Genomic DNA, 12,320 nt, shown 5'->3' on the forward strand with positions numbered 1-12,320 from the left:
GATCCGTGAACCAAACCAAAACCAGATTCAACACAGTTGAATCTTAGTAAGTTTGAGTCGCTTTAAAGCTTTCAATACCTGCTTTGATTGCTGCTTCGATTTCTTTATCGTAAGCACCAGTCTCGTCAATTTTTTGCATTAACGCAGCATTTTCTGAACGGAAGTAAGAGATCAACGCAGCATCAAATGCAACGATTTTCTTCACTTCTACGTCAGCCATGTAGCCTTCGTTAGATGCATAAATTGAAACAGCTTGGTCAGCAATTGAGTATGGAGCATATTGTTTTTGCTTCATAAGCTCAGTTACACGTTGACCATGTTCAAGCTGTTTACGAGTTGCTTCGTCAAGGTCAGAAGCGAACTGAGCAAACGCAGCTAATTCACGGTATTGCGCAAGAGCGGTACGGATACCACCTGACAATTTTTTGATGATCTTAGTTTGAGCAGAACCACCAACACGTGATACAGAGATACCCGCGTTCACAGCAGGACGAATACCTGCGTTGAATAATGATGTTTCTAAGAAGATCTGACCGTCAGTAATCGAAATTACGTTTGTAGGTACGAATGCAGATACGTCACCGGCTTGAGTTTCAATAATCGGTAATGCAGTTAATGAACCAGTTTGGCCTTTAACTTCACCGTTAGTGAATTTCTCAACGTAGTCAGCAGATACACGTGAAGCACGTTCAAGTAAACGTGAGTGTAGATAGAATACGTCACCAGGATATGCTTCACGACCTGGTGGACGACGTAGAAGCAATGAAATTTGACGGTAAGCAACAGCTTGTTTAGACAAGTCATCATAAATGATAAGCGCGTCTTCACCGCGGTCACGGAAGTACTCACCCATTGTACAACCAGCATACGGAGCAAGATACTGCATCGCTGCAGGATCAGCTGCAGCAGCTGCTACAACAGTTGTGTACGCCATAGCGCCAGTTTCTTCTAGCTTACGCACAACGTTAGCGATAGTCGATTGTTTTTGACCAATTGCTACGTATACACATTTAATGCCAGAATTTTTCTGAGCGATGATCGCATCGATCGCCATAGCTGTTTTACCAGTTTGACGGTCACCGATGATCAACTCACGTTGACCACGACCAACAGGGATCATGGTATCAACTGATTTATAACCAGTTTGTACAGGTTGATCCACTGATTGACGCCAAATTACGCCTGGTGCTACTTTTTCAACAGCATCAGTAAGTTTTGCGTCAATAGGGCCTTTACCATCAATTGGGTTACCAAGAGCATCTACTACACGGCCTAAAAGTTCTGGACCAACCGGAACTTCTAATACACGACCTGTGCAACGAGCTTTTTGACCTTCTTGAAGGCTTAAGTAGTTACCTAAGACAACGGCACCCACTGAATCCTGTTCTAGGTTCAGTGCCATACCAAATAAGCCGCCGTCGAATTCGATCATTTCACCGTACATTGCATCAGCAAGGCCGTGAATGCGCACAATACCGTCGGAAACCATAACAATGGTCCCTTCGTTCTTAGCGGTCGCGCTGGTGTCCAGATCGCCGATACGCTGTTTAATGAGCGCACTGATCTCGGATGGATTCAGTTGTTGCATTGCGCTATACCTCAATCTTTTTAAAGTTCAGTCTTCGAGCTGTTAAGCAAGAAGACGAGTCCGCATTTTTTCAAGCTTGTTAAGCGCAGAATCATCTATCACTTGGTCGCCTGCACGAATAACTACACCCGCGATTAACGCTGGGTTAACTTCTACAGAAACATTTACGGCAGCTTCGAATTTTTTCTCTAATGCATGCGCAAGTAATTGTTCTTGTACAGAAGTCAATGGGAATGCAGATTCAATCACTACATCCACAGTATTGTTATTCTGTGATTTGAGCTGTTCGTATTCTTCTGAAATTTCAGGAAGAAGTGCCAGACGGTCATTATCGGCAAGCAATGTCAAAAAGTTTGACACTGCTGCTGTCTGGTCTTCACCTAAAACTTTTGCGAAAACACTTACCTGCTCAGCAGGAGTAAGCTCAGGGCGATTTAGATAAGCTGAAAATGCTTCGTCTTGCACCGCAGCACTGAGCAAATTCAATGCATTTGACCAAGCGTCAGTTGCATTTTGCTCAGAAGCGTAAGCAAATGCTGCTTTAGCGTATGGGCGTGCCAACGTCAAGAGTTCAGCCATAATCCGCCTCTCTTAAAGTTTAGCAGCCAGCTGAGTCAGCATGGCATTGTGAGCTTCTGCGTCAACTTGCTGGTTCAGAATTTTTTCTGCGCCAGTAACTGCAAGAGCAGCAACTTGTTGACGTAATTCTTCGCGAGCAGCATTGATTTCAGTATCAACAGCTTCTTTAGCTTGTTGACGAATACGCTCACCTTCAGCCGCAGCTTGAGTACGCGCTTCTTCTACCAATTGCGCACCACGACGGTTCGCTTGTTCGATCAATTGAGCCGCTTGTGCTTTAGCCGCGTCTAATTCAGCTTTCACTTGTGCTTGCGCATCCGCAAGGTCAGCTTTTGCTTTTTCAGCAGCGTTTAAGCCATCAGCGATTTTACGCTGACGCTCACTAATCGCATTGATTAGTGGTGGCCATACAAACTTCATGCAGAATGCGACAAAAATCGCAAATGCAATCGCTTGGCCAATCAATGTGAGGTTGATATTCATTGCTATTCCTCAATAGTTTAATTTAGGAATTAAGCTGATTAACCTACAAATGGATTAGCGAAGATGAAGAACAAGCCAATACCAACACCGATCATAGGCACAGCATCAAGAAGACCTGCGATTAAGAACATACGAGTTTGAAGTTGTGGAGCCAATTCTGGTTGACGAGCAACAGCTTCTAAGAAACGGCCGCCTAGAAGACCAAAACCAATCGCAGTACCTAAAGCACCAAAAGCGATCAAGATAGCAGATGCAATTGCAACTAGACCTAAAGTGAGTTCCATGATAATTCCTCAGAGGTTAGGTTTATACCAAATTAAGTTAAAAAATTGTGTGCCCAACCACCCTTTGACAGTTGAGCAATACCATTAATGCTTTTCGCTAGCCATACTCATATATACGATAGTCAACATCATGAAAATGAATGCTTGTAACGTAATAACAAGAATATGGAAGATCGCCCAAGGCACAGACAACGCCCACTGGATCCAGAACGGTAGTAATGCGATCAAGATGAAGATCAACTCACCCGCATACATGTTACCGAACAGTCGAAGAGCCAATGAGATTGGACGTGCAATAAAAGTTACTAATTCAAGAATAATGTTTACTGGAATAAGTAATGCTTTTAAAACTGGGTTACTTGGGTTAAATGGGTTAAGTGCAAATTCTGCACCGAATCCGACAAGACCTTTCTCACGGATACTATAGAAAATAGTTAACGCAAATACTGATAATGCCATACCCAAGGTAATGTTAGGATCAGTAGATGGAACGATTTTGAAGTAAACATGGTGAGGATCCATACCAAACACGTTAGCACCGATCAATTGAGCTGTATAAGGAATCCAGTCAACAGGGATCAAGTCCATCAAGTTCATGAGGAAAATCCACACGAAGATGGTCAGCGCTAACGGCGCGATTAAGCGCGATTTGCCATGGAAAGTGTCACGGACACTTGAGTCAACGAACTCGATAATCATTTCGATTGCAGACTGGAACTTGGTCGGAACACCAGAGTTTGCAGCTTTCGCTACAACCCAGAACAACAAACAGAAAACTATACCAAGGCCAATAGACCAACCCATTGAATCCAAGTGAATAGCAGTGAACCCCATCTCTTGAGCTTCTTTAGCAGTCTCAGCTAACTTCCAAGTACCATCTGGCATTTTGCCATAGGTCAAGTTAGTCAAGTGATGCTGAATGTACTCGGTCGAAGTAAGGGCATGTTCTTCAGCAGCCATAAATCACACCTGGTCAATGTCAAAACTAATAGAGAAAACGAATATCGCGTGCTGCCTGATATCTCGTTACTCTCCAAAAAACTTTTCAATTTTTTGTTGTGTTTATACTCGTTTTTTTAAGCGTGTTGCCCAAAAAGGAGCGACCCACGACATACTTTGTACGAGCATAAAACCACAAAACAATGCCACCGCTGACAACGGTTTGACATTGATCAAAATCAAAATGAATCCAACAATCACGATTGCAAACTTGCCCATTAAGCCACGATACATGTTTGACAGCACCTGTTTAGAGGCACGGGCACCAGCCGCACGAAACGACTGCCATGAAAAGTAGCTACTTGCTAGCCAACATACCAACGCACCCAAAGCTGCACTATATGCTGTGATTGTGTCTTTAAGGACCCAACCAATCAGGGCTGAAACAGGAATCATTACTGCTTGTAAGATGACTAAAGCTTTCGCTAATCGTCGATCAATCATGCGACTAGTTCGACTCATTTTTGTTCACTCACAGCAATTCTGCTTGACAAGTTTAACTGATGATTATTTTTAATCGCAGGCATTATAGAGTTACACCCCTTAACTTGCAATCTTTTCCCGACCTTAGTCGTGTTTTTTTAAATTGGCAAACTGCTTTCAAACTAATCAATAGTTGTTTATTTTTTACTTTACTTTCGTGCATTTAGTGTGCATTTCAGTGTTTCATCAGCCAACATCTTCCATGCTGTTACAAAATCCCCTGCCCCACTCATCGTTTCGTCAACCGGTTGAAAGACGATGCCACCGAGCTTTTGATACTGATTTTGACTGGCATGTGCTTCTGCAAGTAAGCATACTTTTGGCTGAGCACGATGGTCTTTCAAGTATTTGATTTGTGCCAATGTCGGCGCGACATGTGGATCATCTGTCAACGCACCGGTAAATTTCAAATTCAGTGAGCGCTCAAGATATTGATAGGCATCGTGGTAAGACCAGTAAGGTTGAGCACGGCTCGACACATCGGTTTTTTGCGCAGTAACCAAGAGTTTCTGCGCAAATGCACGTGCATTGGCCCAATATTTTTCACGATGTTCTGGAAACTGTTGTGAACGTAAAGCAGCAATAAAAAAGCCGATTCGAACCGCATTGTTTGGTTCAAGCCAGACATGGGTATCGATTGTGCCTTTTAATGCATTGCCACGAACATCCCGCAAAGGCAACGCACTGATAATGCCTGAGTCTAAAATAGCGATACTTTTACCACTTTCACCCAACATTTTTGCCAATGGCGCTTCATGCGCTTGGCCTAGCCATAAAACGAGATTGGCATCTTGCACGGTTTTACGGTGTGCAGGCGTCAAGCTCACATCATGTCCAGATTGATGGTCAAGCAGTAGTTTGGGCTGCTCTACGCCCTTAAGTACATCCTTCGCGATTAGATAAATCGGTTGTGTAGAAACAACGAGACCTTGCGCCCAGCTCATCACACTGAATAAAGCCAAACTACAAAAAAGAAATACACGGGACATGGGGAGAGAGCACCATAAAATGAATAGTGTTATAATATAACAAAATCGTAAAAAAACCTACGTCTGTTCGTAAGTACTTACGCTTCATGTTAAGATTTAAAGTCTTTTTCTTTATACAGTTTCGTACTCGAGGTTTGCTATGAGCGCATGTTCACACGAACATCATAATGCTTTGCATGGTGTACACGATCATCATAATGTCGAACAGCGCCTTGCTGAAGCTGAGAGTCTCTGTAGTGCGACGGGTGCTCGACTTACGCCCTTGCGTAAAGAAGTATTGGAACTGATATTGAACGCAACGGGACCAATGGGCGCTTATGATCTTTTGGCTAAAATCAAAAGTGAGTCTGACCGACCTGCAGCGCCACCGACGGTGTACCGTACGCTGGATTTTCTGCTTGAAAAAGGTTTGATTCATCGTCTAACGTCGATTAATGCTTACATCCCATGTTGTCATCCGCGCGAAGGACATCAAGCCGCATTCCTGATTTGCACCGATTGTAAAATAGTCAAAGAAGCATCTGCTCAAGGCTTGATGGCGCAACTTGATGAATTGTCTGCATCCGATGGTTTTACTGCACATCACAGTATTATTGAAATTTCAGGGATCTGTCAGCAGTGCCGCAGCAAACACTAAATATGAAGCCCATTGTGGCTTTAGAGCATGTTCATGTCCGAATCGATGAACGTGACATTTTAAAGAATGTAGATTTCGCCTTACACGAAAAAGAAATTGTCACCTTGATTGGTCCCAATGGTGCAGGCAAATCCACACTCATCAAAGTGTTGTTGGGTATTGTAAAACCTGTCTCCGGCAAAGTGATCAGCACACAAAAATTAAAATTCTCATATGTGCCACAAAAATTTAATCCATCACACAGCTTACCGCTACGTGTGTGTGATTTATTGGCCCTAGAAAAATGTGATGCCAATATCAAGCAAGAAATAATTCGTGATACAGGCATTGCCAAGTTGCAACAATCTAAAGTTCAGCAATTGTCGGGCGGCGAACGTCAACGTGTATTGATTGCACGGGCTTTATTGCGTCAACCGAATGTATTGGTTCTGGATGAACCTATGCAAGGTCTGGATATCCAGTCTGAAGCAGAACTGTATGACTACGTGCGTAGCTTGCCAGAAAAATATGGCTGTGCAGTTTTGATGGTTTCTCATGATTTACAGTGGGTAATGCAAGGAACACATCGTGTGGTTTGCCTCAATAAGCATATTTGTTGTAGTGGCTTGCCTGAAAATGTCCAGCAACATCCTGAATATCAAGCGATCTTTGGGACAAACCGTGTGTTCTATCAACACCACCATGATCACTGTGCACATGGCGATAGTGCAACGCCTTGCCAGCATGACTCTCGTCCCCATATTCACCCTGAACCGGAAGCATAATCCATGATGGAATGGCTACAACTCCTTTTGCCAGCATGGATCATGGGCACTTTGCTGGTGTTCCTGACTGCGCCGCTTGGCTGTTTAATGTTATGGCGTCGCATGTCATTTTTTGCGGACACCATGGCACATGGCACTTTACTCGGTGTCGCCATTGCCGGTGCGATGAGTCTACCGCTTTGGACAGGCGTTACATTGATTGCGCTCTTATTGGTTGCAATCTTATGGGTGTTACACGACCCTCGCTTACCCAATGACGCTTTGCTCGCGCTTTGTTCTGCAACACTCCTGTGCTCAGGCTTACTGTTCATACAACATTTGCCAAGCTTAAGACCTGAATTACTCAGCTATTTATTTGGTGATTTACTCACTATTTCTTGGTCAGATTTGCCTGTCTTTGCAATGGTGATCATTGTGGCACTGACCGTGCTGTATAAAAGTTGGCAATCGCAGATTCAGATTGCCATTGACCCCGATATTGCGGTCAGTGAAGGTGTCAGCGCCAAATGGCAACGTCTGATTTTTATGTTGTTACTGGCCTTATTTACCGTATTGGCTTTACGTGCTGTCGGCTCATTGCTGATGGGTGCACTGTTAGTGATTCCTGCATTAACCGCTCGTTTATTGGCAAATTCTCCGAAGCAAATGGTACTGTGGTCTTTCATCATTGCCCAAGTCGGTGTAACTGTAGGTTTATGGTCAAGTGCTGGTTTAAACACCTCTACAGGACTGACCATTGTATTAACTATGGCGCTGCTCTTTGCCCTAATTTTTATTATGCAAAAATTTAAGAAAGTGGCTTAAGTAGCAACGTTCATTGTTCAATTCGCGACATATCAAAAAAAAAGCCATGCAGTTGCATGGCTTTTTTTGCACGTCAAATACGATACTCAGAATCATCTCACTGGATTTATTGATGCACCAAACTCAATAAACTCGCAGCACAAGCAAATAATACCGCAAAGGTTCGATTCAAATATTTTTGTTGTTTGGGTGATTTTAATAACCGCAGCACTTTTGCAGCGAGACCGGTATACCCCGCCATGACAATCAGATCGATGCTAATCATCGTTGCAGCCATAATGACATATTGAATCCATTGGGGTTTGGATAAATCTAAAAACTGCGGCAAAACAGCCAATAAAAATACAATCGCTTTAGGGTTGCTCATATTGACCAAAAAGCCATGTAAAACTAATTTTGAAGGTGATTTATTTGGTAAATCTTGTTGGATTTCAATTGACTCTGTTGGCGCTGTCCACTGTAAATAAGCCAAATACAATAAATAGCCCACACCAAACCATTTCACGATCAGAAAAGCCCATGGTGTCGTCGCAAATAAGAACCCTGCCCCAGCTGCAACAATGACTATCTGAACCAAAAGTGCCAATTGCAGGCCGATGGCATTCCAATACCCATGCTTAAACCCATAATTCAAACCACTCGACATAGACGCAATTGCACCTGCACCTGGGGAAACACTAATCACCCAACATGCCAACATATATGCAATCCAGATTTGATAGGACATCATTAGCTCAAGTTTGAAATGGGTCTGTATTATAGACATTTACTCTATTTTCATGACAATAATGCACGCTAAAAGGCCAAATGAAGGCTACACTCTCAGCGCTGCTTAAGGCACAATACACACAGCCACTCAGAAATTATAATTTTTAGGAGCCATGAATGTCTGCTCAATCTGTAATTTTGCCATTACCCTCAGATCATGCTCGTTTTATTGTTTTACGTTTAAAAGATTTAACGATTAGCGAATTAAAAGAACAACTTGAAGACTTACTTAATACTCGTGATCGTCTGATTACCCAACATCCAAATGCACAGATTAAAACGGCTGTGGCTTTTGGACCAGAACTTTGGGCACAACTTTACAGTCAATCCCCGGCAGGCTTTAAACAACTTGATCCAATTCAAGGTTCATTTAACATGCCTGTAGCCCCAGCAGATGTATTTATCCATATTGCAGCACAGCGTACAGATATTTGCTTTGCGCTGAGCCAAGCATTCTTTGATGGTATTCAAGATAAAGTTGACGTACTGGATGAACGTGTGTGCTTCCGCAATTTTGATGGCCGTGATTTAACCGGCTTTATTGACGGAACTGAAAATCCGCAATTTCCAGATGATCGTGCTGAAACAGCATTACTAGCTGAAGAAGCTGGCGTATTTGCCAATGGCTCTTTTATTTTTGCACAGCGTTATGCGCATAATTTGGATAAATGGAAAAAGCTGAAAGTCGATGCGCAAGAGCATGTAATTGGCCGTACTAAACTTGAGTCTATTGAGTTAGATGAAGATGAACAGCCTGAAAACTCACATGTATCACGTACAGTTGTAGAAGATGGTGAAGGTGAAGAAATGGCGATTTTGCGTCATTCACTCCCTTATGGTGATGGCCGTGGCGATCAAGGCTTGTTCTTTGTGGCATATACCAATGATTTAAGCATTATCGACAGCATGCTAGTACGTATGTTTGGCACCAGTGGTGACGGCATTCATGACCGCTTACTTCACTTTGTCACTCCTATGGATGGCGCTTATTACTTTGCACCGAGTGAAGAGTTATTGGAAGAAGTTTTAGAAGGGTAAAGTAGAAAAAGCCGACGAGTGTCGGCTTTTTATTCTTAGAAAATCAAATTATTTTAAAATAAATTTTCTCTCCCTCAGAACACACTCTATAAAAAATTCCGGAAAAATTGTTTTTTGGATCTAAATCACTCATATAAGAATTACAATCCAATAAGTAAGTATTGTCTTTTTGTTTTTCCAAAATAATTTTTTGCGGTTGCTTAAATGAATATTCATCATAATATTCATTAAGGTAATAAATACTTTCTTTTGATTTAGATGATTCAACATCTTTAAAAGAATCACCTCCTCCTATTGGGTTCATCTTTCCATAGGATTGAAATATTTTATCGACATTAAAAATCAGATTTTCATTATTGTTTAACCGAGTTAACTTGGCCCATCCCATCTCAATATTTTCTATCATAAAAATTTTGTAAAAAATTTCGTAATTTTCACCATTTTTTTTGATAAAAAACTCATCGTTATTTGGTTTGTAAGCATTTAGAAAATAACTTTCATCTAGCACACTAGGCTTAAGAATTCTGCAATTCCGTTTGACATTGCATTGTTTAAACGCATAATAAAAATCAACTCTTTCATATATTTTCTCATTTTTATTACTAACTGCATTTAAATCAATATTTTGTTCGCGATCCGATGAATTACATCCTACTAACAAACTACAAGCTATTATTATATGATAAAAATTCATTGCATAATCTCAATATGCATAGCGCCCTCACCTTTTGCATCACCTGGAATAAATCCAGAAATTTTTCCTTCAGACTTAGCTTTAATACAGACATTTTTAAATTTTTGCCCTAAATTACTTAAGTTTGTATTCGAACCAAATCCATTACTATTTAATCCAATGTCTACTACATTCATCTTTTCATACTGAGTTTGAGATACACAATGCAGCGAAACTCTTAGTCCTTTACCTTGAAACTCAATAATTTTTTCAACCATTTTTTTTATGGTAGCATCTTTAGATAAGCCTTTTTTCTTACAATCATCACGTACTCTTTTTACTGCCTCACCAGGTGCACTGTAACTAATAGTTGTGTTGTACATTGCTCTTGCTTGTGATTCTGGAGTTCTTATAGTACTTGTGATCAGAATTTCTTTCATTCCCGCTTCCTTCGCAAGATACGCTAGTACATTTTTTGTTTTTTGACTAACAATATCTTTCCTCCACTGTTCAGCTACACCATTAAATCCAACATTAACTCCTTGTACTGCCAATGGTATTGAAGGTTTATCTATTTTTAAATCTATATCTTTCATTCCATTTCTGATTACATCATTAAAATGGACTATCTCCTTTTCAGATTCAAGTGTGATAACTTTTATATTCTGACCAACATTAGCTTTATGTATTTTTTTTCCTAATCCATGAGTACCACTTGAATGATTTCTTTTGTTACCTCTATATTCTATTAAATAATTACCACCACTAAATAGCTGATCAGTTTTTTTATCATATGTAAGAACACTGAACTCTGCTTCTTCATTATTGTCATTAACTGTAGTTTTTGGGTGTCCATCTTGACTTGTTGCTTGTGTTTGATCTCTTTTGGGAGTTTCATCTCGAGTTTGTTGCTCTTGGCTAGTATTTTTGGTTTTTGATGATTTTTTTTCAGCATTTATCAAATCTAAATCTTTACTTGCTTGTTCCAACACCTGAGAGTCAACATCTATGAATCTAATAGTTTTATTTTTATCGACTTTTATTGTTAATAAATTTTGACCATTTCTTAATTTATAATTTAAATCAAAACCTGGCATAGCATTTACAATTATCTTACCTTCATCATTAGTTTTTTTAGGGTATTCTTTACCTCTGTACCATTGTACTAAATTTAAATTTTTTATAGATTTTCCACTTTTTTTATGCCTAAAAATTATTTCAAATTTATGTAACTTAATTTGTATATCATATATTTTTTTATCATTTAATACAGTGAAAATTCCAACTTCTTGTTTGGAATCTCTTCCACTAACTAAAACTGCGATTTTTTCTCCACTTTCTGCCTGAATACCTTTTTCAACACCATCATTTTCAGTTGAGTGTTTTTTCTCTTTTCCCTTATATTTTAAAAAATAAGAAATTCTTGAAATCGGTTTTCCATCACTATCTAAAACTCTAAGATCAAATTTTACATCTAATTTATTAGAATTATTTTCTTGATTATTACTATTTTCAGTATTTTCTCTTCCGTCTTTATTATTTTGTGGTAGCTCCTGGTTATGTTTATCTGTTCGTGTTTTTATACCACCCATTCCATTATCTACAACAATTATGACATGATGGTTTTTTCCATCAGCAATCAACATTAATTCTTTATTATTTTCATCTTTCACAGATGAGCCATCAACAGAAAATCTTGCTCCCCATCCACCCTTTACTAAAATAGATCTAATAAAGCCCTCTTCATCTATTAACAAATTACTCATTGTTGGAATATATTTTGTCTTCTTATAACTTACATTGACTCTTGATCCCATTAATTTTTTAGCAGATTGATCGATGAATTTAATAAAAAATCGTGAAGTTCCTTTATACCTTATCCAGCACATATCATCATTTTCAGTACCATTTATTTTCACTTCTTCTGTTAATTCGTTGACAAAATTTGGTGGATATTTATAATTTTTTGGGTCCTTATTATTCAAAAATTTTTGAGCTTTTGGGCTATAATATAATACCACTCCATTTGTGAAATCTTCTTCTTCCCTCATGTAAATAGGGTACACAGCATCTATAATATCTTGAGTATCCTTTGAAACCTTATTAAGTTGACAAAAATAACTAATCATGCGAAAAAGTTTTTTTAGTTAACAGATGTTCACCCATGCCTCGAATTGTTTCTGTACCACTTAGTTTAGAACAGCGAGAACGACTCATTTTTCTGGCCAAGC

At 39.8% G+C, this 12,320-nt stretch carries 14 protein-coding genes and 1 pseudogene; 5 read left to right on the forward strand and 10 right to left on the reverse strand.

The window, feature by feature from the left end:
• Positions 1–43: 43 nt before the first annotated feature.
• The 7 genes from atpA to FTU64_RS14270 form a co-directional block, all read right to left on the reverse strand.
• Positions 44–1,588 (reverse strand): F0F1 ATP synthase subunit alpha, encoded by a 1,545-nt coding sequence (gene atpA / locus FTU64_RS14240; RefSeq protein WP_078191475.1) that lies wholly within the window; start codon positions 1,586–1,588, stop codon positions 44–46.
• Positions 1,589–1,630: 42 nt separating this feature from the next.
• Entirely contained in the window at positions 1,631–2,167 is a 537-nt protein-coding gene (locus FTU64_RS14245) for a F0F1 ATP synthase subunit delta (RefSeq protein ID WP_078191476.1), read from the reverse strand.
• Positions 2,168–2,179: 12 nt separating this feature from the next.
• Positions 2,180–2,650, reverse strand: coding sequence for a F0F1 ATP synthase subunit B (locus FTU64_RS14250; RefSeq protein ID WP_078191477.1), 471 nt, complete (start codon positions 2,648–2,650; stop codon positions 2,180–2,182).
• Between the two features lie 38 nt (positions 2,651–2,688).
• Positions 2,689–2,934, reverse strand: coding sequence for a F0F1 ATP synthase subunit C (gene atpE / locus FTU64_RS14255; RefSeq protein WP_000424060.1), 246 nt, complete (start codon positions 2,932–2,934; stop codon positions 2,689–2,691).
• Positions 2,935–3,018: 84 nt separating this feature from the next.
• The gene (gene atpB / locus FTU64_RS14260; protein WP_078191478.1) at positions 3,019–3,894 is read right to left on the reverse strand and encodes a F0F1 ATP synthase subunit A; all 876 of its coding nucleotides are present in this window, start codon (positions 3,892–3,894) and stop codon (positions 3,019–3,021) included.
• Between the two features lie 102 nt (positions 3,895–3,996).
• Entirely contained in the window at positions 3,997–4,395 is a 399-nt protein-coding gene (locus tag FTU64_RS14265) for an ATP synthase subunit I (protein WP_078194025.1), read from the reverse strand.
• A 170-nt stretch (positions 4,396–4,565) separates the two neighbouring features.
• Entirely contained in the window at positions 4,566–5,405 is an 840-nt protein-coding gene (locus FTU64_RS14270; protein WP_180005341.1) for a metal ABC transporter solute-binding protein, Zn/Mn family, read from the reverse strand.
• Positions 5,406–5,544: 139 nt separating this feature from the next.
• Between FTU64_RS14270 and FTU64_RS14275 the strand changes: the two genes are divergently transcribed.
• Genes FTU64_RS14275 through znuB form a run of 3 tightly spaced genes read left to right on the forward strand, consistent with a single transcriptional unit; the run spans position 5,545 to position 7,610 of the window.
• Positions 5,545–6,042: a transcriptional repressor gene (locus tag FTU64_RS14275; RefSeq protein ID WP_078191481.1), complete on the forward strand. Its 498-nt coding sequence runs from the start codon at positions 5,545–5,547 to the stop codon at positions 6,040–6,042.
• Between the two features lie 2 nt (positions 6,043–6,044).
• Positions 6,045–6,806 carry a zinc ABC transporter ATP-binding protein ZnuC gene (gene znuC / locus FTU64_RS14280; protein WP_078194027.1) on the forward strand — a complete coding sequence of 254 codons (762 nt, stop codon included), beginning with the start codon at positions 6,045–6,047 and terminating at the stop codon, positions 6,804–6,806.
• Between the two features lie 3 nt (positions 6,807–6,809).
• A complete protein-coding gene (gene znuB, locus FTU64_RS14285; RefSeq protein ID WP_180009577.1) occupies positions 6,810–7,610 on the forward strand; it encodes a zinc ABC transporter permease subunit ZnuB in 801 nt (266 codons plus the stop codon).
• Between the two features lie 106 nt (positions 7,611–7,716).
• Here znuB and FTU64_RS14290 read toward each other — a convergent pair whose 3' ends face one another.
• Complete coding sequence (locus tag FTU64_RS14290) at positions 7,717–8,337, reverse strand: LysE family transporter (RefSeq protein ID WP_180026143.1); 621 nt, start codon at positions 8,335–8,337, stop codon at positions 7,717–7,719.
• A 158-nt stretch (positions 8,338–8,495) separates the two neighbouring features.
• Between FTU64_RS14290 and FTU64_RS14295 the strand changes: the two genes are divergently transcribed.
• On the forward strand, positions 8,496–9,416 hold the full coding sequence (locus tag FTU64_RS14295; protein ID WP_180010769.1) for a Dyp-type peroxidase: 921 nt from the start codon (positions 8,496–8,498) through the stop codon (positions 9,414–9,416).
• 43 nt (positions 9,417–9,459) lie between these two features.
• Here the strand turns inward: FTU64_RS14295 and FTU64_RS14300 are convergent, their stop codons facing one another.
• Together FTU64_RS14300 and FTU64_RS14305 are read right to left on the reverse strand one after the other, a co-directional pair.
• Complete coding sequence (locus FTU64_RS14300) at positions 9,460–10,110, reverse strand: hypothetical protein (protein WP_180005344.1); 651 nt, start codon at positions 10,108–10,110, stop codon at positions 9,460–9,462.
• A complete protein-coding gene (locus tag FTU64_RS14305; RefSeq protein ID WP_180060111.1) occupies positions 10,107–12,218 on the reverse strand; it encodes a hypothetical protein in 2,112 nt (703 codons plus the stop codon). The genes FTU64_RS14300 and FTU64_RS14305 overlap by 4 nt, the downstream gene beginning before the upstream one ends.
• Positions 12,219–12,253: 35 nt before the next feature.
• Between FTU64_RS14305 and FTU64_RS16435 the strand changes: the two are divergent.
• Positions 12,254–12,320, forward strand: a pseudogene (locus FTU64_RS16435) (helix-turn-helix domain-containing protein); the annotation flags it as partial.

Source organism: Acinetobacter sp. YH12128 (assembly GCF_013418655.1).
In the GTDB taxonomy this organism is placed as follows: Bacteria; Pseudomonadota; Gammaproteobacteria; order Pseudomonadales; family Moraxellaceae; genus Acinetobacter; species Acinetobacter amyesii.

What these genes read in the sequence shown, in the direction of transcription:
- FTU64_RS14270 (WP_180005341.1), bottom strand. Translation starts at nt 5,405, where the DNA reads ATGTCCCGTGTATTTCTTTTTTGTAGTTTGGCTTTATTCAGTGTGATG.
- atpE (WP_000424060.1), bottom strand. Translation starts at nt 2,934, where the DNA reads ATGGAACTCACTTTAGGTCTAGTTGCAATTGCATCTGCTATCTTGATC.
- znuB (WP_180009577.1), top strand. Translation starts at nt 6,810, where the DNA reads ATGATGGAATGGCTACAACTCCTTTTGCCAGCATGGATCATGGGCACT.
- FTU64_RS14300 (WP_180005344.1), bottom strand. Translation starts at nt 10,110, where the DNA reads ATGAATTTTTATCATATAATAATAGCTTGTAGTTTGTTAGTAGGATGT.
- FTU64_RS14305 (WP_180060111.1), bottom strand. Translation starts at nt 12,218, where the DNA reads ATGATTAGTTATTTTTGTCAACTTAATAAGGTTTCAAAGGATACTCAA.
- FTU64_RS14265 (WP_078194025.1), bottom strand. Translation starts at nt 4,395, where the DNA reads ATGAGTCGAACTAGTCGCATGATTGATCGACGATTAGCGAAAGCTTTA.
- FTU64_RS14245 (WP_078191476.1), bottom strand. Translation starts at nt 2,167, where the DNA reads ATGGCTGAACTCTTGACGTTGGCACGCCCATACGCTAAAGCAGCATTT.
- atpA (WP_078191475.1), bottom strand. Translation starts at nt 1,588, where the DNA reads ATGCAACAACTGAATCCATCCGAGATCAGTGCGCTCATTAAACAGCGT.
- FTU64_RS14250 (WP_078191477.1), bottom strand. Translation starts at nt 2,650, where the DNA reads ATGAATATCAACCTCACATTGATTGGCCAAGCGATTGCATTTGCGATT.
- FTU64_RS14275 (WP_078191481.1), top strand. Translation starts at nt 5,545, where the DNA reads ATGAGCGCATGTTCACACGAACATCATAATGCTTTGCATGGTGTACAC.
- FTU64_RS14290 (WP_180026143.1), bottom strand. Translation starts at nt 8,337, where the DNA reads ATGTCCTATCAAATCTGGATTGCATATATGTTGGCATGTTGGGTGATT.
- atpB (WP_078191478.1), bottom strand. Translation starts at nt 3,894, where the DNA reads ATGGCTGCTGAAGAACATGCCCTTACTTCGACCGAGTACATTCAGCAT.
- znuC (WP_078194027.1), top strand. Translation starts at nt 6,045, where the DNA reads ATGAAGCCCATTGTGGCTTTAGAGCATGTTCATGTCCGAATCGATGAA.
- FTU64_RS14295 (WP_180010769.1), top strand. Translation starts at nt 8,496, where the DNA reads ATGTCTGCTCAATCTGTAATTTTGCCATTACCCTCAGATCATGCTCGT.